The 20184-nt window shown below is 63.1% G+C and carries 13 protein-coding genes, 2 tRNA genes, 2 rRNA genes and 1 riboswitch (1 of these 18 cut by a window edge); of the genes, 9 read left to right on the forward strand and 8 right to left on the reverse strand.

The features are described 5' to 3' along the window. Nucleotides 1-27: 27 nt before the first annotated feature. Nucleotides 28-459 carry a hypothetical protein gene (locus tag UNPA324_RS26490; RefSeq protein ID WP_128920436.1) on the forward strand — a complete coding sequence of 144 codons (432 nt, stop codon included), beginning with the start codon at nucleotides 28-30 and terminating at the stop codon, nucleotides 457-459. Here the strand turns inward: UNPA324_RS26490 and UNPA324_RS26495 are convergent, their stop codons facing one another. From UNPA324_RS26495 to UNPA324_RS26505, 3 genes are read right to left on the reverse strand one after another with little or no spacing between them, the layout of a single operon-like run. Further along, entirely contained in the window at nucleotides 460-1398 is a 939-nt protein-coding gene (locus tag UNPA324_RS26495) for a prephenate/arogenate dehydrogenase family protein (protein ID WP_128920437.1), read from the reverse strand. Next, entirely contained in the window at nucleotides 1395-2492 is a 1098-nt protein-coding gene (gene hisC, locus UNPA324_RS26500) for a histidinol-phosphate transaminase (protein WP_128920438.1), read from the reverse strand. Before hisC ends, UNPA324_RS26495 begins: the two co-directional genes overlap by 4 nt. 36 nt (nucleotides 2493-2528) lie before the next feature. Beyond that, complete coding sequence (locus UNPA324_RS26505) at nucleotides 2529-3377, reverse strand: chorismate mutase (RefSeq protein ID WP_141936705.1); 849 nt, start codon at nucleotides 3375-3377, stop codon at nucleotides 2529-2531. Between the two features lie 156 nt (nucleotides 3378-3533). After that, nucleotides 3534-3613: riboswitch (SAM riboswitch) on the forward strand. Between the two features lie 91 nt (nucleotides 3614-3704). On the opposite strand from UNPA324_RS26505, the gene metX reads away from it, so the two are divergent. Further along, complete coding sequence (gene metX, locus UNPA324_RS26510) at nucleotides 3705-4910, forward strand: homoserine O-acetyltransferase MetX (RefSeq protein ID WP_128920486.1); 1206 nt, start codon at nucleotides 3705-3707, stop codon at nucleotides 4908-4910. Between the two features lie 2 nt (nucleotides 4911-4912). Then, complete coding sequence (metW, locus tag UNPA324_RS26515) at nucleotides 4913-5575, forward strand: methionine biosynthesis protein MetW (RefSeq protein WP_128920440.1); 663 nt, start codon at nucleotides 4913-4915, stop codon at nucleotides 5573-5575. 115 nt (nucleotides 5576-5690) lie between these two features. Here metW and UNPA324_RS26520 read toward each other — a convergent pair whose 3' ends face one another. Beyond that, nucleotides 5691-6551: an alpha/beta fold hydrolase gene (locus UNPA324_RS26520; protein ID WP_128920441.1), complete on the reverse strand. Its 861-nt coding sequence runs from the start codon at nucleotides 6549-6551 to the stop codon at nucleotides 5691-5693. Nucleotides 6552-6767: 216 nt separating this feature from the next. Between UNPA324_RS26520 and UNPA324_RS26525 the strand changes: the two genes are divergently transcribed. After that, nucleotides 6768-7520: a TIGR02594 family protein gene (locus UNPA324_RS26525; RefSeq protein ID WP_141936707.1), complete on the forward strand. Its 753-nt coding sequence runs from the start codon at nucleotides 6768-6770 to the stop codon at nucleotides 7518-7520. 120 nt (nucleotides 7521-7640) lie between these two features. Here UNPA324_RS26525 and UNPA324_RS26530 read toward each other — a convergent pair whose 3' ends face one another. Continuing rightward, nucleotides 7641-8444 carry an MOSC domain-containing protein gene (locus UNPA324_RS26530; RefSeq protein ID WP_141936710.1) on the reverse strand — a complete coding sequence of 268 codons (804 nt, stop codon included), beginning with the start codon at nucleotides 8442-8444 and terminating at the stop codon, nucleotides 7641-7643. A gap of 238 nt (nucleotides 8445-8682) precedes the next feature. Here UNPA324_RS26530 and clpB point away from each other — a divergent pair, with 238 nt between their 5' ends. Continuing rightward, a complete protein-coding gene (gene clpB / locus UNPA324_RS26535; protein WP_128920444.1) occupies nucleotides 8683-11322 on the forward strand; it encodes an ATP-dependent chaperone ClpB in 2640 nt (879 codons plus the stop codon). 84 nt (nucleotides 11323-11406) lie between these two features. Here clpB and UNPA324_RS26540 read toward each other — a convergent pair whose 3' ends face one another. The 3 genes from UNPA324_RS26540 to UNPA324_RS26550 form a co-directional block, all read right to left on the reverse strand. Next, nucleotides 11407-11670, reverse strand: coding sequence for a hypothetical protein (locus UNPA324_RS26540; RefSeq protein WP_141936712.1), 264 nt, complete (start codon nucleotides 11668-11670; stop codon nucleotides 11407-11409). Nucleotides 11671-11754: 84 nt separating this feature from the next. Then, the gene (locus tag UNPA324_RS26545) at nucleotides 11755-13374 is read right to left on the reverse strand and encodes an NHL repeat-containing protein (protein ID WP_141936713.1); all 1620 of its coding nucleotides are present in this window, start codon (nucleotides 13372-13374) and stop codon (nucleotides 11755-11757) included. Nucleotides 13375-13526: 152 nt separating this feature from the next. Further along, nucleotides 13527-15590 (reverse strand): M23 family metallopeptidase, encoded by a 2064-nt coding sequence (locus UNPA324_RS26550; RefSeq protein ID WP_128920447.1) that lies wholly within the window; start codon nucleotides 15588-15590, stop codon nucleotides 13527-13529. A 993-nt stretch (nucleotides 15591-16583) separates the two neighbouring features. Here UNPA324_RS26550 and UNPA324_RS26555 point away from each other — a divergent pair. The 4 genes from UNPA324_RS26555 to UNPA324_RS26570 form a co-directional block, all read left to right on the forward strand. Then, nucleotides 16584-18072: ribosomal RNA gene (locus UNPA324_RS26555) — 16S ribosomal RNA — on the forward strand. A gap of 188 nt (nucleotides 18073-18260) precedes the next feature. Further along, nucleotides 18261-18337: transfer RNA gene (locus UNPA324_RS26560), tRNA-Ile, on the forward strand. A gap of 109 nt (nucleotides 18338-18446) precedes the next feature. Continuing rightward, nucleotides 18447-18522: transfer RNA gene (locus UNPA324_RS26565), tRNA-Ala, on the forward strand. 408 nt (nucleotides 18523-18930) lie between these two features. After that, a 23S ribosomal RNA gene (locus UNPA324_RS26570) occupies nucleotides 18931-20184 on the forward strand; it runs 1619 nt beyond the window's last position. Together the 16S and 23S rRNA genes with 2 tRNA genes alongside form the textbook arrangement of a ribosomal RNA operon.

The following is a 20184-nucleotide window of genomic DNA, read 5'->3' on the forward strand; positions in this document are numbered from 1 at the left end:
GCGAATACGGCGAAGCGAGGGTGACGATTGTCTGACGGCCTTCTGATCCTTCGGCTCGCGCAGATCGTTGCCCGGCTTGGCCTTGCCATGACGGGCGCGGTTGGCGCGACCTTCGTCGCTGCGCTCTTGATGCGTGTCGAGCTCGCGTGGTTCGACACGGTCGAATTCGCGGCCATGCTGATCGCGCTCGGTGTGGCCGGCGCCTATCTCGGGATTGACCTGCCGCGCTGGCCGTCCCCACGGGAGCGACCGGTGCACCGGTCTGCCGCGATCGATCTCGTCAGCGCTGCGGGAACGTTCTTTGCGGCCGGAGCCGGCCTGCTCGCGCTCTACTCGTTCGTGTTCGACGAGGCCGCGGACGGGGGCTGGAACCTTGTCCTCGGCTTCTCGTGGGCGCTCGGCGTGTGCATGCAGATCGTCGCAGGTCTCGTCGGCCGGATATTCACGGCTGGCACGTAGCTACGGCTTCTTGCCGAGCTGGCCATGTTGGCGGCCGAAATCCGCGGCCGCCGAATCCTGGCCGATCTCGACGATGCCGCGGCGAATGGCGCGGGTGCGGGTGAAGTGGTCGAACAGCGCCTCGCCGTCGCCGCGGCGGATTGCGCGCGTGAGCTTGGCGAGATCCTCGGTGAAGGTGCCGAGCATCTCCAGCACCGCCTCCTTGTTGGCGAGGAAGACGTCGCGCCACATCGTCGGGTCGGAGGCCGCGATGCGGGTGAAATCGCGAAAGCCGCCGGCGGAGAACTTGATCACCTCGGACTCCGTCACCTGCGCCAGCTCGTCGGCGGTGCCGACGATGGTGTAGGCGATCAGATGCGGCAGATGACTTGTGATGGCGAGCACGAGGTCGTGGTGATCCGGCGTCATGACCTCGACCTTGGCGCCCATCGCCGCCCAGAATGCGCGCAGGCGATCGGTCGCAGCCGCATCGACGCCTTCGGGCGGGGTGAGGATGCACCAGCGATTGAGGAAGAGCTCGGCGAAACCGGAATCCGGTCCCGAATGCTCGGTGCCCGCGACGGGATGCGCCGGCACGAAATGAACGGTCTTCGGCAGATGCGGTGCCATGTCCCTGACGATGGCGCCCTTCACCGAGCCGACGTCGGAGATAATGGCGCCGGGCTTCAGATGCGCGGCAATCTCCTGCGCCACCTGCCCGCAGGCGCCGACGGGAATGCAGAGGATGACGAGATCGGCATCCTTCACCGCTTCCACATTGGTCGCCACGACCTTGTCGACGATGCCGAGCTCGAGCACCCGCGCGCGAGTCTTCTCCGAGCGCGCGGTGGTGACGATCTCGCCGGCCAAGCCCTGGAGCTTGGCAGCGCGCGCGATCGAGCCGCCGATCAGGCCGAAGCCGATCAGCGCGACGCGCCGGAAGTGCGGTGCGCTGCTCATTTGCCGGCCATGAAGTCGCGCAGGCCGTCGACCACGAGGCGGTTGGCCTCCTCGGTGCCGATGGTCATGCGCAGCGAATGCGGCAGGCCGTAGTTCTTCAAGCCGCGCAGCACGAGGCCGCGCTTGGTGAGGAAGGCGTCGGCGTCGTCAGCGGTCTTGCCCTTGTCGGTCGGGAAGTGGATCAGCACGAAATTGGCGACGCTCGGCGTCACCTTCAATCCGAGCTTGCCGATTTCCTCGGTGAGCCAGTTGCGCCAGGTCTCGGTGAACTGCTTCGACATCGCCTGGTGCGCGGTGTCCTCGATCGCGGCGACCGCGGCATACATCGCCGGCGTCGACACGTTGAACGGGCCGCGGATGCGGTTGACGGCGTCGATGATGTGCTCGGGACCGAACATCCAGCCGATGCGCAGCGCGGCGAGGCCGTGGATCTTGGAGAAGGTGTGGGTCACCACCGTATTCTCGGTGGTGGCGACGAGCTCGATCCCCATCTCGTAGTCGTTACGCGAGACGTAATCGCAATAGGCGGCATCCAGCACCAGGAGCACGTGCGAGGGCAGGCCGGCGCGCAGCCGCTTGACCTCGTCGAACGGGACATAAGTGCCGGTCGGATTGTTGGGGTTGGCGAGCCAGACCAGCTTCGTCTTCGGCGTCACCGCCTTGAGAATGGCATCGACGTCGCAGGTGAGGTCCTTCTCCTGCGCGATGACGTTCTTGGCGCCGACCGCCATGGTCGCGATCGGGTAGACCAGGAAGCCGTGCGTGGTGGAGATCGCCTCGTCGCCATGGCTGAGATAGGTATGGGCGAGCAGATTGAGGATCTCGTCCGAGCCGGCGCCGCAGATGATGCGGTTGGGATCGAGCCCGAACGAGCGGCCGATCGCCTCGCGCAGCACGCGCGAGGTCCCTTCCGGATAGTCCTCAAGATGATCCGCCACGCGCTTGAACGCTTCGATCGCCTTGGGCGAGGGCCCGAACGGCGTCTCATTGGCCGAGAGCTTGAACACCTTGCGGCCAGGCTCCGCCACCGGGCTCTTGCCGGGCGTGTAGGGCGCAATATCGAGAATGCCGGGATTCGGCACGGGGCGGGACATCTTGAACTCCGAAAATGGCGGGGCGTGGCGCGCGGTTTACGATTTCGCCCCGGTCGGGGGCACCGTATAGCGCGTTGCGTGGCTGCCGACGAGGGCCACGGAGCGCACCGAGGCCCCCGCCTCGATCAGGGCAGCCCTGATTTTGTCGATGCTGGTCGCGCTCGTGACCGAGACCAGCAGTGCCGCGCCGTCAAAGGCGGTGTCGGGCACCGCCACGATCTCGGCGAGCGGTGACAAAGCGCGCGCGACCTCGGCGTTCCACCCCGACACGCGCACGCTGAAGGTCTCGACCTCGGTCACCAGGGCGCTGTCGGGGACCCGCGAGATCGCGAACACCGGCAATGCGGCCGGATGGTCGGCACGCTCGATGAAGGGCATCCGTGCGATGATCTTCGGGGCCCCGTTCGCTTCCAGCTCCAGCCACCATGGCGTGCGGCTCGAGGTCGCCGAGACCAGCGCCAGGTCGCCCTTGGATTTCGCCACCGCCTCGACCGCGGCCTGCGCGCTGAAATAGGCGACGTAAGGCACCGTGAAACCGAAATTGAAGCGCACGGAATCGCGCATCGCCGGCTCGCTGGCCGAGACGTCGGCGTGCACGGAGAACGGCGCCTGCACATAGGTGAAGGTCGAGATGATGACGCGCCAGATGCTCTCGACCGTGTCGAGCGGCAGGATGCCGCGATGACGCTGCACGAGCTCGCGCATCATCGAAGCCTCGCGCGCAGGGCGGAACGCCGAGCCGACCTCCTGGGTCTGCTTGACCTGGATCAGCCGGTCGATGATGTCGCCGCGCTGCATCAGGAGGCGATGCATGCCCTCGTCGATCGCGTCGATCTCCTTGCGCAGTTCCTGCAGCGATGGTGGCGCGGGCGGACGTTGGGACATGGCTGGCTGTTGATCGTTCCGATGGGGATGTCCTGATTAGGCAGTCGGGGCGGCGAAAGCAAAGAGAAATGACGTCCTTTTCGTCTCGCGCGACAGCGGCGAATTAGGTCGATCCGGCCCCGCGACTTGACGAAAACCGCCCAAGACGGTAGCTTTTGCCCGTTCCGTGGTCATTTGAGCCGGCCGGCTTGCAGCCACGTTAAAAAACTCGCTAAACAGGCCGGGGACGCTTCCGATCCCGGCCGAACCTATCGTTCAGGCCGGGTTTTTCATGGCCTGATGCAAGTGGCGGTCAAGCGTTTGATCGCAAACGAGGTCGATGGTCAGATGGGTGGCGTCAAGTCGATACCGAGTCCTGCGATCAGCGCCGACGAGCGGTCGCATGAGGTGGATCATCCGAGCTCGCAAGTAGCACATTTCGGCACCGAGCAGCCGCTGCGGCTCGATTGCGGCGTCGATCTCTCACCGTTCCAGATCGCCTACCAGACCTATGGCGAGCTCAACGCCGGTCGCTCCAACGCGGTGCTGATCTGCCATGCGCTGACCGGCGATCAGCACGTCGCCAATGTCCATCCCGTCACGGGCAAGCCCGGCTGGTGGGAAACCCTGGTCGGCCCCGGCCGCCCGATCGACCCCAAGCACTACTTCATCATCTGCTCCAACGTGATCGGCGGCTGCATGGGCTCGACCGGGCCGGCGTCGATCAATCCCGCCACCGGCAAGGTCTGGGGGCTCGATTTCCCCGTCATCACCATTCCGGACATGGTGCGTGCGCAGGCGATGCTGATCGACCGGCTCGGCATCGACACGCTGTTCGCGGTCGTGGGCGGCTCGATGGGCGGCATGCAGGTGTTGCAATGGACCGCGGCCTATCCTTCCCGCGTGTTCTCCGCGCTGGCGATCGCCTGCGCGACGCGGCACTCGGCGCAGAACATCGCCTTCCACGAGCTCGGCCGCCAAGCCGTGATGGCCGATCCCGATTGGCACGGCGGCGGCTATGCCGATCACGGCATCCATCCGCATCGCGGGCTCGCGGTGGCGCGGATGGCGGCGCACATCACCTATCTCTCGGACGCGGCGCTGCATCGCAAGTTCGGCCGGCGCATGCAGGACCGCGAGCTGCCGACCTTCTCGTTCGACGCCGACTTCCAGGTCGAGTCCTATCTGCGCTACCAGGGCTCCTCCTTCGTCGAGCGCTTCGATGCCAATTCCTATCTCTATCTGACGCGCGCGATGGACTATTTCGACATCGCCGCCGACCATGGCGGGGTGCTCGCAAAGGCGTTCGCGGGAATTGCGACCCGGTTCTGCGTCGTCTCCTTCACCAGCGACTGGCTGTTTCCGACCTCGGAATCGCGCGCGCTGGTGCATGCGCTGAATGCGTCGAGCGCGCGGGTGTCGTTCGCCGAGATCGAGACCGATCGCGGTCACGACGCCTTCCTGCTCGACGTTCCCGAATTCTTCGACATCTCCCGCGCCTTCCTGCAATCGGCAGGCAAGGCGCGCGGGCTCAGCGGCAAGAAGGACGGCTAGCGATGTCTGTACAGGAAGTGCTGCCGTTGGGCGGCCTTGCGGCGGGGCAGTCTGGTCAGTTTCGCGCCGATCATCTCCTGGTCGCCGAGATGGTCAAGCCGGGCTCGAAAGTGCTCGACGTCGGCTGCGGCGAGGGCGACCTGCTTCAGCTCTTGGAGACGCGCGGCATCGACGGCCGCGGCATCGAGCTGTCGCGCGAGGGGGTCAACCGCTGCGTCGCCAAGGGTCTTGCGGTGGTGCAGGGCGATGCCGACACCGACCTCGTCAATTATCCCGACGACGCCTTCGACTACGTCATCCTGTCGCAGACGCTGCAGGCAACGCGGCAGCCGCGGGTGGTGCTGGAAAATCTGCTGCGCATCGGCCGCCGCGCCATCGTCTCGTTCCCGAATTTCGGCTTCTGGAAGATGCGGCTCCAGCTCCTGATCGGCGGCCACATGCCGCGTACCGAGAATCTGCCGGCGACCTGGTACGACACCGCCAACATCCATTTCTGCACCATCAAGGATTTCGTGCAGCTCTGCGACGAGATCAACGTCAAGATGGAGCGCTCGGTGGCGCTCGATCTCTACGGCCGCCCGGTGCCGCTGAATCTGCCCTGGTGGGTGTGGAATATGTTCGGCGAGCAGGCGGTGTTTCTGCTGAGCCGCGGCGGGGGGAAATAGTTTCTCGTCATTGCGAGGAGCCCTTGCGACGAAGCAATCCAGACCGTCTCCGTGGAAAGACTCTGGATTGCTTCGCTGCGCTCGCGATGACGGAGTATGTGGCGGCGCCTTCGCGCTATTGCGCCAGCGACCGCGGATCCCGCACCGGCCAGCGGCCGGCTTCCACCAGCGTGATGAACCGCTCTACGCTCTCGTTGAACAGCGCCGGCTCTTCGAGATTGAGCACGTGGCCGGACTTCGGAAACATCGCGAGCCCTGCGGCCGGCAGGTGCTTCTTCAAGAACAGGCTCGGCCCGATGCACGGATCGTCCTCGTCGCCGCAGATGATCAGCGCCGGCGTCGCGACGGCTCGGATCGCCTCCGTCATCGTATAGATCGAGGGGCGGCCGCCCTGGAAGCCGCGCATCGTGCGCGCCGAACCCTGAGCGTCGTGCCGCGCCAGAGCGGCGTAGAAATCGGCGTGCCCGCGCGGATCCTTCACCAGGAAGGGAATCCGGCTCGGCGCCTCGCGCGTGACTTTTGCCACTTCCGCCGAGCCCAGCGTCTCGAATTGCTCGGCATTGGCGCGGCACTGCTTGCGCCATGCCTCCAGGTTCTCGAGCTCCGAACCCGAGCCGACGCCAGCCAGCGTCATCGACAACGCGCGCTGCGGCGCGTTCAATCCGATCTGCAGAGACGAGTAGGCGCCCATCGACAGGCCAACGAGATGCGCGCGCTCGATTTTGAGATGATCGAGCACCGCGAGCGCGTCGCTGTAGAAATGCGTGTAGCTGTAGACCTCGCCCTCGGGCACGTCCGACGGCGTGTAGCCGCGCGCTGAATAGGTGATGCAGCGATGGCCGCGCGAGAAGTAACGCATCTGCGGCTCCCAATTGGTGTAGTCGGCCGCGAACTCGTGCAGAAAAATGATCGGCGTTCCCTGACCCGCCTCCTCGAAATAGATGCGGACGTCGTCCCTGGTCGTGGCGTGGGGCATTAACCGTTTCCCTCTGTTCAAGCCGCCTTTGCAGGATCGCAGTTAATGCTGTTGTCCGCAATGCGGCAGCATTGGACCAGGTCCGGCGCAAAATCATCGCAGCTATTCGCAGGCCACCCGCGTCTTTTTCTCGCCACATCCGGCGGCTTAACGGCCAGGCGGATGTCGGCTCTTGCACGGGCCGATGGGAAGTGGGGTGTCAACGAAGGATGAAGAATGTTTGAGTTGTTTGCGTCTCGCCTGTCGCGTTGTGTTATTGCGCTGGCGTTCTTCTCCGCGGCATTTGCCGCATTCGTTTCTCCGGCCTCAGCGCGGCCGCATCATCGTCATAGCGCAGAGCGGCACGCCTACGTGCACCACGCCAGACATCATCATGACCGCCACCATGCACGCAGCTCGCGCTTCGAGCGCAGCGCCGCGCAATTGCAGGCGAGCGGCTTCGGCAACACCTTTGCCAGCTATGATCCGAACACCAATAGCCCCGGCGTGGCCACGGGCGGCAATGGCGGAACGATCATCAGCGGCGGCGGTCGAATGGTCACGAGCGGTAGCCGTCGAGCGGCCATGAGCGCGAACGGCAGCATCGCGAGTGACGCCACGAGCAGCGGTGGCTTTGGCGGTGGATCGGGCCTCGTCTCCGAGGCGCGCCGCTACATCGGCGGCAATCCGACCGGGCGCGGCAGCCTGTGGTGCGCGCGGTTCATGAACATGGTTTTGCAGCACACCGGCCATCAGGGCACGGGATCAGATATGGCGAGCTCGTTTGCGCGTTACGGCACGCGCGTCTCAGGTCCGCAGGTCGGTGCCATCGCGGTGATGTCACGCGGCGGCCGGGGTGGCCATGTCGGCATCATCACCGGCATCGACGCGCAGGGCAATCCGATCATGATCTCCGGCAACAACGGCAACCGCGTCCGCGAGGCGCCGATCTCGCGCGGCCGGATTTATGCGTATGTGATGCCGAATTGAGCTGAGGCCTCGTCATTGCGAGGAGCGAAGCGACGAAGCAATCCAGACTGCCTCAGCGGATAGATCTCTGGATTGCTTCGCTGCGCTCGTAATGACGGAGTGCGCGGGGCCAGTGTCCCGTCACACCAGCTTCGGCTCTTCCACCGCGATTGCATCACCGATGCCAATCTCGCCGCCTTCGATCACCTCGGCATAGATGCCGCAATCCATGTGGCCGAGATGGCGCGAGAGCATCGGCGGGATTTCGAGATCGCGTTTGGCCGTCACCGGGTCCACATTGGTGGCGGGGCAGCGGACGATGCGCTTGACCACCTTCAGCCGCGCCTGTCCGATCGCAAGCGTCTGGCCGACGAGATCGAGCTCCGACCAGGCCGGCCAGCCCTTCACGTAGAGATTGGCGCGGAAGCGCAGCGGATGCACGGCGGTGCCGCCGAGCATGGTCTCGATGGCGCGGACGCTGCCGAGATTGATGATCGAAACCACCTTGCGGGCGACGTCGGAGAAGCTGTGGTCGCGGCCGGACAGCAGCTTCGGCGGCCCCTTGAGCTCCGGCTGAAAGTTCTCCGCGAAGTAGCGCTCGATAGCGGCGCGCCCGGACGCGGTCTCCAGGTCCCCGCTGGCGACGGTCTGGCCGCCCTTGCGGATGGTCAAGACATTGGTGGCGTCGTCGAAGCGGCTGTCGAGCTCGGCCAACCGCTCATTGCGTGCGAGCATCAGGAACTGGATTTTCGGCTTCCACTCGGGCTGCTCGGGATCGAAGCCGCTTGGGCCGTTCTCGATGGCGTAGCGGCGGTCGGCGGGCAGGGTCTGGCCTGCTCGCAAGGGGGCGCGGCGCAGGGGCTCCGGCGTCAGGCCCTTGATCGGGTAACGGTAGAGGCCGGCGATCTCGGCGGGCTGGCTGGCTGACTTTGCAGTGGGGGTCATGCCGCTACTTAGGGGATTCGGCGGGTCCGCGCCAAGCAGCCCAGGGGCGCACGAAATTGTGAATTCGCCTCTTTCGATCTCCCGGACCGCTTCCCACATCTGCCTCAGGCCGGCGCCAAGCCGGCAAAAACCCACCGTTCCCGCTTGAGAATCCTCAATGCGGCCAGCGGAAACCCAATGAAGATGCCGTATTGGGGTGCCTGAAAGGGCCCCAAGGGCAGGCCGAGGGACAGAAAAGATGAATATCGAGAAATATACCGAACGCTCCAGGGGCTTCATCCAGTCCGCGCAGTCGCTCGCGATGCGCGAGGGGCACCAGCAGTTTTCCACCCTGCACATGCTGAAGGTCCTGCTGGACGACAATGAGGGACTGGCTTCCGGCCTGATCGACCGCGCCGGCGGCAATTCCCGCGCAATTCTCAAGGCGACCGAGGACGCCCTGAACAAGGTGCCGAAGGTCTCGGGTGGCGGCGCCGGGCAGATCTATCTGGCGCCCGAGCTCGCCCGCACCTTCGACGCGGCTGAGAAGGCCGGCGAGAAGGCCGGCGACAGCTTCGTCACCGTCGAGCGGCTTTTGCTGGGGCTCACGCTGGAGAAGACCAGCGAGGCCGGTACCATCCTGAACAAGGGCGGCGTCACCCCGCAAAACCTCAACGCGGCGATCGAGGCGCTGCGCAAGGGCCGCACCGCGGACTCCGCGACCGCCGAGAACGCCTATGATGCGCTGAAGAAATATGCCCGCGACCTGACCCAGGCGGCGCGCGACGGCAAGCTCGATCCGGTCATCGGCCGCGACGAGGAGATCCGCCGTACCATCCAGGTGCTGTCGCGCCGGACCAAGAACAACCCCGTTCTGATCGGCGAGCCCGGCGTCGGCAAGACCGCCATCGCCGAAGGCCTCGCGTTGCGCATCGTCAATGGCGACGTGCCGGAGAGCCTGAAGGACAAGAAGCTGCTGTCGCTCGATCTCGGCGCGCTGATTGCCGGCGCGAAGTATCGCGGTGAGTTCGAGGAGCGGCTGAAGGCCGTGCTCCAGGAGGTGACCGGGAGCGAGGGCACCTTCATCCTGTTCATCGACGAGATGCACACGCTGATCGGCGCCGGCAAGGGCGACGGCGCGATGGACGCCTCCAACCTGCTCAAGCCGGCGCTTGCCCGCGGCGAGCTGCATTGCATCGGCGCGACCACGCTCGACGAGTATCAGAAGCACGTCGAGAAGGACGCCGCGCTGGCGCGGCGTTTCCAGCCGATCTTCGTCAGCGAGCCCTCGGTCGAGGACACCATCTCGATCCTGCGCGGTCTGAAGGACAAGTACGAGCAGCACCACGGCGTGCGGATCACCGATTCCGCGCTGGTGGCGGCGACGACCCTGTCCAACCGCTACATCACCGACCGCTTCCTGCCGGACAAAGCGATTGACCTGATGGACGAGGCCGCAGCGCGGCTGAAGATGCAGGTCGATTCCAAGCCGGAAGAGCTGGATTCGCTCGACCGCGAGATCATCCGGCTCAAGATCGAGCAGGAAGCGCTGAAGAAGGAAACCGATCCCGGCTCCAAGTCCAGGCTCCAGACGCTGGAGAAGGACCTCGCCGAGCTCGAGGAGAAGTCGGCGGGCCTGACGGCGCGCTGGAGCGCGGAGAAGAACAAGCTCTCCGACGCCCAGAAGCTGAAGGCCGAGCTCGACGGCTTGCGGGTCGAACTCGCCAACGCGCAGCGGCGCGGCGAATTCCAGAAGGCCGGCGAGCTCGCCTATGGCCGGATCCCGCAGCTCGAGAAGCAGCTGGCCGATATCGAGGCCAAGGAGAACTCCGGCGAGATGGTGGAGGAGGCGGTCACCACCAACCACATCGCGCAGGTGGTCTCGCGCTGGACCGGCGTGCCCGTCGACAAGATGCTGGAAGGCGAGAAGGAAAAGCTGCTCAAGATGGAGGAGCAGCTGGGCCAGCGCGTCGTCGGCCAGGCCGAGGCCGTCCGTGCGGTCGCAACCGCCGTGCGCCGCTCGCGCGCGGGCCTGCAGGACCCGAACCGCCCCACCGGCTCGTTCATGTTCCTGGGGCCGACCGGCGTCGGCAAGACCGAGCTGACCAAGGCCTTGGCGGAGTACTTGTTCAACGACGAGACCGCGATGGTCCGCCTCGACATGTCCGAATACATGGAGAAGCACTCGGTCTCGCGGCTGATCGGCGCGCCTCCGGGCTATGTCGGCTATGACGAGGGCGGTGCGCTCACCGAAGCGGTGCGGCGCCGGCCCTACCAGGTGGTGCTGTTCGACGAGATCGAGAAGGCGCACCCTGACGTCTTCAACGTCCTGTTGCAGGTGCTGGACGACGGCCGCCTGACCGACGGCCAGGGCCGTACCGTCGACTTCCGCAACACGCTGATCATCATGACCTCGAACCTCGGTTCGGAGTATTTGGTGAACCAGCCGGAGGGCGAGGACACCTCGGCCGTGCGCGACCAGGTGATGGGAATGGTGCGCGGGCATTTCCGCCCCGAATTCCTCAACCGCGTCGACGAGATCATCCTGTTCCACCGCTTGCAGAAGAGCGAGATGGGCCGGATCGTCGAGATCCAGTTCGCGCGGCTGCAGAAGCTGCTGACCGATCGCAAGATCGTGCTGACGCTCGACGCCGCCGGCCGCGATTGGCTCGCCGCCAAGGGCTGGGACCCCGCCTACGGCGCACGTCCGCTGAAGCGGGTGATCCAGCGCCACCTCCAGGACCCGCTCGCAGAGATGATCCTGGCCGGCGATGTCAGGGACGGCGATAACGTTGCCATCTCGTCCGAAGGCAACGTCCTGACCTTCAACGGCAAGGCGCCGCAGACCGCCGAGATCACCCAGTTCGAGGCGCCGGTGGCGAAACGGAAGCTGAATTGAAGGGTCGGCGCTTGCCGCCTGAAACGACAAACCGCCCCGGAGAGGTCAATCTCTCCGGGGCGTATTGTTTTGTCGGCTGGCTCGCTAACTAACCGAACGCGACGCGGAGCCAGGATCGCCTGGCTCGTCGTCGTCTTCATCGAGCTGAGAAAGGATGTCCACGAGCTCACGCACCCGGCCCTGCGCCAGCGGGCGCAGATCGTTGATCATTGGCTCATCATTGGCGATCCAAGCCTGGGCCTCAGTGAGCTCCTCGACGGTCGCGCCGGTCCCGATGATCTGGGCAATGGTGACGTCGTCGGCCCGGTTCACAGCCTTGATGACATCGTCGCGTGAGAGGCGCGTCATGGGCGATCCTCCTGCTGGCTTCAGTCAGCGTTCTAACCGGGGACCGGCGTGCCGGTTCCCGGGCCAGGTCCGTGCACGACATTCCTACTTCTTCACGACCTTGTAGATCGCATTCTCGACATCCGAGCTGAAGTAGATCGCCCCCGTCGCTCCAACCGCCACACCGGTCGGAATATTCGTCGGCAATCCGCCAGGCGTACTCGGCAAGCCGATCGGGAGATTGGCCGCAATCTCGGTGACCGTGCCGCTCTCCGGCGCGATCGCGATCAGCCGCTTGGCGCCGACTTCCGCCACGATCAGTTGACCGTCGCTGCCGCGTGCGATGCCTTCCGGCATTTTCAGCTCCTTGGCGAGCACGGTCTTTTCGCCATTGCTGTCGATCCGTGACACCGTGCCGGCAAAGGCCTCGGTGACGTAGACCTCGTCGGTCTTGCCGCGGACCAGCCCGACCGGGCCCTCGAGGTCGCCAATCAGCGTGGTGCGATCCTTGCCGTGCTCGCCGCTCACGCGCACCAGCGATTTGGTGCCGAGCTCCGCGACGAGGATGCTGCCGTCGGCGAGCACGATCGCATCATGCGGCGCCTTGAAACCGTGCAGCATGTCGCGCGTGGCGCCGGTCTTGCCGTCGATCACCTGCACCGTGCCGGTGAACCAGCTCGACAGCACCACGTCGTTGCCATTCGCCGTCGCGCTCATGGGATATTCGAGCGTGGTGCCGGCGGCGTGCATGCGCGCCTTCTCGGTGACCTCGCCGGTCGCGCCGTCCACCGTGCGATAGGCGAACACGTCGGCGACGTGGATGGTATCCTTGCCATTCTCCGAGGTGACGCCGATGCCGCCGGGCAAAGCGAGCTTGCCGATGATGATTTGCTTGGCCTGGCCGGTCGCCGGATTGACCTCCTGAATGCCGTTGTCGGCCATGTTGGAGACGTAGATGCGGTCCTTGTCGTCGATCGCGAGATTGTCCAGCGACGGCTTCAGTTGCGCCACCATGGTCTTGCTGCCCGTCTTGGGATCGACCCGGACGAGCTGGCCCAGCGCGGTGTCGACCACAAAGAGATTGCCCTTGGAATCGAAGTTCACCGCGGCCGGGACCTTGAAGCCGTCGGCGACGACGGTCAGTTCGGCCTTGTCGACGTCGACCTTTGCGACCTGGCCCTTGAACCAGAGCGGACCGTAGAGCTTGTCGTCGGGACCGAACTCGAAGCCGTTGAGGCCGCCCATCTTCTCCATGATCTGGCGCGGCGGCTTGGTGCCCTCGACGTCGATCTCGTAGAGCGTGTCGCCGAGGAAGACGGTGGTGGCATAGAGCCTGCCGTCCTTGCGGAAGGCGAGCGAGTTGATGCCGGGAAGGCCGCTCGCGAGCTTCTTGATCGGGCCGTCGCCCTTGCGCGAATAGAGATCGCCGGTCAAAAATCCGGTCCAGGCCATGGTGCCATCAGGCGCGAACGCGATGTCGTCGGCCATGCCCACGGGGGAAGGGATTGCAACCTTGGCGGTACCGCCTGAGATGTCGACCTCGTAGAGCGCCGCGCCGGCGACGCTGCCGGCGAACAGATGGCCGGCCTTGTCGATGCCGAGCCCGTGCACGCCATGGAATGCCGAGCCGGAAACGAGCTTCGTGACCTCCCAATTGTCGGCCGATGCGCTCGTGGCGGCGAAAAGCGCAGCGACCAGGGCTGCGCAGGCGAGCCTGTTCCTCATGGCGAGACCTCCCATTTTTTGGAAAGTATTCGCTCCTCACGCCGCTTTGGCAAACGAAACTTGACGTTGTGACGCCGCGAAGCGGGCTCGCGCGATCAACCTCGAATTCGGGTCGTGTTTGGAGATGTCCGGCCGATGTCGGCCGGTTGCGGCTAGCGGTTGGTGACCTGCAGCGGCCCACCTGTCGCGTCCGACATGCGGGCGATGGCGCCGCCGCGGCCGCTCATCATGCCCTCGAGCCGGTCGCGCTCCTTCTCGAAGCTTGCGAGCATCGGACCCTCGAGCGAACGGCCGCGCGGCAGCTTCACGCGCATCGGATCGACGAAGCGGCCGTTGACCAGGATCTCGTAGTGGACGTGGGGTCCGGTCGACTGGCCGGTCGAGCCGACGAAGCCGATCACCTGACCCTGACGCACCTTCTTGCCCGCCTCCATGCCCTTGGCGAAGGCCGACATGTGACCGTAGGCGGTCTCGTAGCCGTTGGAATGCTTGATGCGGATGTACTTGCCGTAGCCGCCTTCGGGGCCGGCCTTCTCGATCACGCCGTTGCCGGAGGCAAAGATCGGCGTGCCGTAGGCGGTGGCCCAGTCGACGCCGGTGTGCATCTTCACATAGCCGAGGATCGGGTGGCGGCGGCCGCCGAAGCCGGAGCGCATGATGGCGTTGTTGACCGGCTTTCTGACCAGGAACTTCTTCGCGCTCTTGCCGGTCTCGTCGTAGTAGTCGACGACGCCGTCGTCGGGGCTCTGGTAGCGGTAGTATTTCTTGGTCTCGCCGCCGACGGTGAGGGAGGCGAACAGCACGTCGTTCTTTTCGCTCGACGTCACGCCCTCGTCTTCGCCGGCGTAGAACACGTCGAAGGAATCGCCCGGCTGCACCTTGCGCTGAAAATCGACGTCGTAGGAGTAGATCTTGATCATGTCCTCGATGACCGGCATCGGCACCTTGTTGCGCATCGCGGTCTCGTAGATGCTCTGGTACAGCCGCACGCCGGTGCCGTCATCGTCGTCATCGTCGTCGCTGTTGGGGTTGGCCGTAGCGTCGGCGACGGTGTTCATGCTGGAGACGTCGACCGCGACGTATTTGCCGAGATCGGACAGCGCCGCGATCGCCTCGACCATGGTCTCGTTGGCGACCACGACGCGGTAGGGCTGGAGGCGGGCGCCGGGACTTGCGGGCGCCATCAGAATGCGGAGCTTCTCGCCCTCCTTGAGGCCGCCGTCGCGGCCGCGGGGCCCGAGCGTCGCGGTGATCGCCTTGATCTCGTCGGCGCTCGCGCCGAGATCGCGCAGCACGCCGGCGACGCTGTCGCCCTTCTTGACCAGATGGACACGTTCGCCGGTGGGATTGCCGCCGGTGATCTGCTCCTTGGTCTTGGGCAGCAGCGTGACGTTTTCAGGCACCACGCGCGTCTCGAAGCCGGCATAGGGATCGGACGGCGAGGCCTCGGCGGCGTAGGCGGTCCTGATGTCGGAGGGGCCGGTCGCGCCTGAGATGTCGGCGGCGGCATTGGCGAGCGAGGCGTAGCGCACCCCGCCATTGCCACGCCAATTGGCGGCGTCGCGCACCCGCATCAGGATGTCGTCGAGCGCCACCACTGCGGAAATCTTCGCCTTCGGCAGCACCGGCGACAGGTCCTTGGTGACGAAGGAGACTTCCGCGTCGGGCTCGACGGCTTCCGGATTGTTCGGGTCTTCAGCTGCCGTCTTCGGATCGGAGCCGACATCGGTGAGCAGGCGCTGGGCGTTGAACGGCGGAATTTTCGCCGACAGATCGCTCGTCGTCATCGACAGATTGCCGGCGATGCGGACGAAGGGGCGCACCCGCATCACGTCGCGATTGCCGACGCGGGCGACCGTGGAGACGCGCACGATGTTGCGGGACGCCGTGGATTCGCTCGGCGGCGGCAGGCGGTCGCTCTTGTGCAGCGTGGCGGCGCGATCGGCGGCGCCGAAGGCGCCGCGCAGCGCGCCCTCGACCCGCTCCGGCACCTTGGCGAAAGTCATCTCGCCGTCGAGAGATGCGAAAACGGCGCCGCCGATCAGGGCTGCGCCGCAGAGTCCGGTCAGAATTGTCCCGCTGAACCATTGCACCGAGACGCGGCGGCGGTCGATCACGGCGGCTTCAGAACCGTCGACGGACAGCGGCGGCTCGTGGCCGAGATCGATGATCCCGGTCTCACGCCCGTAAGCGCCGCGTGACGTCCTGTGGTTCACTCAAGTCCCCCAATCAACGACCCAAGAAGCCTGCTTCGAACCGTCTCCCTGGCCGCCCTCTTGAAGGGGGATCGCCGGAAAAAGGCAAGCCGCACAGGCGTTCGCGCTCAGGAGGCCCCTCGGATGGGGCCGGCCGAAATTACGAACAGCTGGACGGGTAAAGCTCTCTCGATGTCTCTCGAATGTCCGGGGAAGGCCGCGTCATCTGCAAGATCGCCTTCCTCTGACCCCATGAAAACCGCCGGCAGCCCCCACTGGCATCCCGCGATTCAAGCTTGTCTCTTATCAGAACGCCGCGGGATTGTGGCTCAAGTACGGCGCCTGTCATGGAAAAAGTTTCCTGAACGGCCGGGCGCCGGAGCCCGCCCGGAGGGGGCGTGGCAAGCCGCCCTCGGAGCCCCTCCGAGGCCCCGTGGAGGCCAAACTTTTTTTCAGTTTTTTCTTCGGCTCACTGCGGCCCGGCTCACTGCGGCCCGTCTAACTGTCTGGAAACGTGCGATTATTTTCGACGATCCACTGTGCGACGATTTGTTGACGATTGGCGTTGACAGCCCGGAAGGTGGGGCCTATAACCCCAACCACTGAGCGCGGCGCCGCCGGGTCACTGACCAAGGCGAGCGAACGCGCCACTGATGCTCCTCACCTTGTTGAGTGACACAACAGCCGACACAAGTCGGTTGGAGTTCATCCATCGTCGGTAAGGGTGTCGGAACCCTTCCTCTCAGGAAGGTTGAGGCCTCCACGGTCTCGGGCTGTTTGACAAGTGAAGATGAAGAAAGAGAAACGTGGACGGCGGAGTCCTTGCGGGTCTCGCTTCTGAAAGGCTTCGGCTTTTCTGATCGAGACCGGACGAAAGACTTCGGCGGTACACGTTTTAAAGGAAACACCATCGTTGCCAGCGATGTGAATCGCAGGCAGCTCATCGACTTCGGTCGATGGAAAAATGGTGGGACCTCGTCAAACGTTGTGATCAGCCGGTTCAAAGTTCAAGTCCAACTTGAGAGTTTGATCCTGGCTCAGAGCGAACGCTGGCGGCAGGCTTAACACATGCAAGTCGAGCGGGCGTAGCAATACGTCAGCGGCAGACGGGTGAGTAACGCGTGGGAACGTACCTTTTGGTTCGGAACAACACAGGGAAACTTGTGCTAATACCGGATAAGCCCTTACGGGGAAAGATTTATCGCCGAAAGATCGGCCCGCGTCTGATTAGCTAGTTGGTAGGGTAATGGCCTACCAAGGCGACGATCAGTAGCTGGTCTGAGAGGATGATCAGCCACATTGGGACTGAGACACGGCCCAAACTCCTACGGGAGGCAGCAGTGGGGAATATTGGACAATGGGGGCAACCCTGATCCAGCCATGCCGCGTGAGTGATGAAGGCCCTAGGGTTGTAAAGCTCTTTTGTGCGGGAAGATAATGACGGTACCGCAAGAATAAGCCCCGGCTAACTTCGTGCCAGCAGCCGCGGTAATACGAAGGGGGCTAGCGTTGCTCGGAATCACTGGGCGTAAAGGGTGCGTAGGCGGGTCTTTAAGTCAGGGGTGAAATCCTGGAGCTCAACTCCAGAACTGCCTTTGATACTGAAGATCTTGAGTTCGGGAGAGGTGAGTGGAACTGCGAGTGTAGAGGTGAAATTCGTAGATATTCGCAAGAACACCAGTGGCGAAGGCGGCTCACTGGCCCGATACTGACGCTGAGGCACGAAAGCGTGGGGAGCAAACAGGATTAGATACCCTGGTAGTCCACGCCGTAAACGATGAATGCCAGCCGTTAGTGGGTTTACTCACTAGTGGCGCAGCTAACGCTTTAAGCATTCCGCCTGGGGAGTACGGTCGCAAGATTAAAACTCAAAGGAATTGACGGGGGCCCGCACAAGCGGTGGAGCATGTGGTTTAATTCGACGCAACGCGCAGAACCTTACCAGCCCTTGACATGTCCAGGACCGGTCGCAGAGATGTGACCCTCTCTTCGGAGCCTGGAACACAGGTGCTGCATGGCTGTCGTCAGCTCGTGTCGTGAGATGTTGGGTTAAGTCCCGCAACGAGCGCAACCCCCGTCCTTAGTTGCTACCATTTAGTTGAGCACTCTAAGGAGACTGCCGGTGATAAGCCGCGAGGAAGGTGGGGATGACGTCAAGTCCTCATGGCCCTTACGGGCTGGGCTACACACGTGCTACAATGGCGGTGACAATGGGATGCTAAGGGGCGACCCTTCGCAAATCTCAAAAAGCCGTCTCAGTTCGGATTGGGCTCTGCAACTCGAGCCCATGAAGTTGGAATCGCTAGTAATCGTGGATCAGCACGCCACGGTGAATACGTTCCCGGGCCTTGTACACACCGCCCGTCACACCATGGGAGTTGGTTTTACCTGAAGACGGTGCGCTAACCCGCAAGGGAGGCAGCCGGCCACGGTAGGGTCAGCGACTGGGGTGAAGTCGTAACAAGGTAGCCGTAGGGGAACCTGCGGCTGGATCACCTCCTTTCTAAGGATGGTTCTTCAGAAGCTTGCTTCTATCGAACCGTTTTAGAAACATCAGTGGCCAACAGATCGCCAGATCGTTGAGCTGCATTGGCGGGATTTCGCCGTCTTCGTTTCTCTTTCTTCGCGGACGAACACGCGCTGGGGCTGCAAGCATGCAGAATCCCTGGTCCTTAACAGGATAAGCGTTAGGGGCTTGTAGCTCAGTTGGTTAGAGCGCGCGCTTGATAAGCGTGAGGTCGGAAGTTCAAGTCTTCCCAGGCCCACCAGCCTTCGCGCTTCGCTGCTTCGGCTAGGCAAGCCCTTCGTAACGAAGGCTGCCGCGCCGTAGCCTTGGCGAAGGCGGGCTAATCAAACGAGCATTCGTCTTCTGGTTACGGGGCCATAGCTCAGCTGGGAGAGCGCGTGCTTTGCAAGCATGAGGTCGTCGGTTCGATCCCGTCTGGCTCCACCAGATGGTTTGATCACCGAGATCCTGTACCGTCGTCCGCGAACATCACTTCGCACTTACTAGTCTGGATAGACAGTAAGCTGCGTGATTTCTGACATCGTAAAGAGGAGATCGATCCGAGTTGGATCGCGCGGCAAGCAATTGCCACGCGAGACTTCATTATCTCCGGATCATTTCGGCGCTCGTGCGTCCTTCAAGGTCAAACTTGAAAGACAAGCGAGTTGTAAATGATCCTTTTAGCGAAGCTTGACCGCCTCGCTATCGGAACGATCTTACGAAGCAAGCTGGTCTTTCTAGTCAATGTCCGGCTGTACGTAGCATTCATCGAGGGTGCGCGCCTTAGAGACTTCGGTTTCTTGGCAATCGTACGGACAACATTCTGCCGAGTGTGTGGACATTGATAATGAGAGCAATCAAGTGCCTTAAGGGTGTTCGGTGGATGCCTTGGCGCTGAGAGGCGATGAAGGACGTGCTACGCTGCGATAAGCCGTGGGGAGCTGCGAAGAAGCTTTGATCCGCGGATTTCCGAATGGGGAAACCCACCTTCGATAGCCGGAACTCCAAGACCTCGGTCGAAAGACTGTGGTGTGGAGTTCGACCAGATAATGGAAGACGCCAGACCTTTAGATTTCGATCGAAGAGGTTTTGGATTTCCGGTTATCAAGAGAAGGTATGAGACTTCTGAATACATAGGAGGTTTCAAGCAAACCCAGGGAACTGAAACATCTAAGTACCTGGAGGAAAGGACATCAACAGAGACTCCGTTAGTAGTGGCGAGCGAACGCGGACCAGGCCAGTGATACATCAAAGACAATCGGAACCAGTCAGGAAAGCTGGGCCTCAGAGGGTGATAGCCCCGTACGAGTAATGCGATGATGTATCCACGAGTAAGGCGGGACACGTGCAATCCTGTCTGAACACGGGGGGACCACCCTCCAAGCCTAAGTACTCCTCAGCGACCGATAGTGAACCAGTACCGTGAGGGAAAGGTGAAAAGCACCCCGACGAGGGGAGTGAAATAGACCTGAAACCGGACACCTACAAACAGATGGAGCCCAAGATACGTTCTGGGTGACATCGTACCTTTTGTATTATGGGCCAGCGACTTAATTTAACGAGCAAGCTTAAGCCGATAGGCGAAGGCGTAGCGAAAGCGAGTCTGAATAGGGCGCCAAGTTCGTTGTATTAGACCCGAAACCTAGTGATCTAGCCATGAGCAGGTTGAAGGTGAGGTAACACTCACTGGAGGACCGAACGGGTGCCTGTTGAAAAAGGCTCCGATGACTTGTGGTTAGGGGTGAAAGGCCAATCAAACTGGGAAATAGCTGGTTCTCCGCGAAAGATATTTAGGTATCGCCTCGGATGAATACCTCAGGGGGTAGAGCACTGGATGGGCTAGGGGGACTTACCGTCTTACCAAACCCAACCAAACTCCGAATACCTGAGAGTACTATCCGGGAGTCACACGGCGGGTGCTAACGTCCGTCGTGGAGAGGGAAACAACCCGGACCTACAGCTAAGGCCCCTAATTCGTGGCTAAGTGGGAAAGGATGTGGAAATCCCAAAACAACCAGGAGGTTGGCTTAGAAGCAGCCATCCTTTAAAGAAAGCGTAACAGCTCACTGGTCTAAATAAGGGTTTCTGCGCCGAAGATGTAACGGGGCT

This window comes from Bradyrhizobium sp. UNPA324, assembly GCF_006658635.1.
Taxonomy (GTDB): Bacteria; Pseudomonadota; Alphaproteobacteria; order Rhizobiales; family Xanthobacteraceae; genus Bradyrhizobium; species Bradyrhizobium nanningense.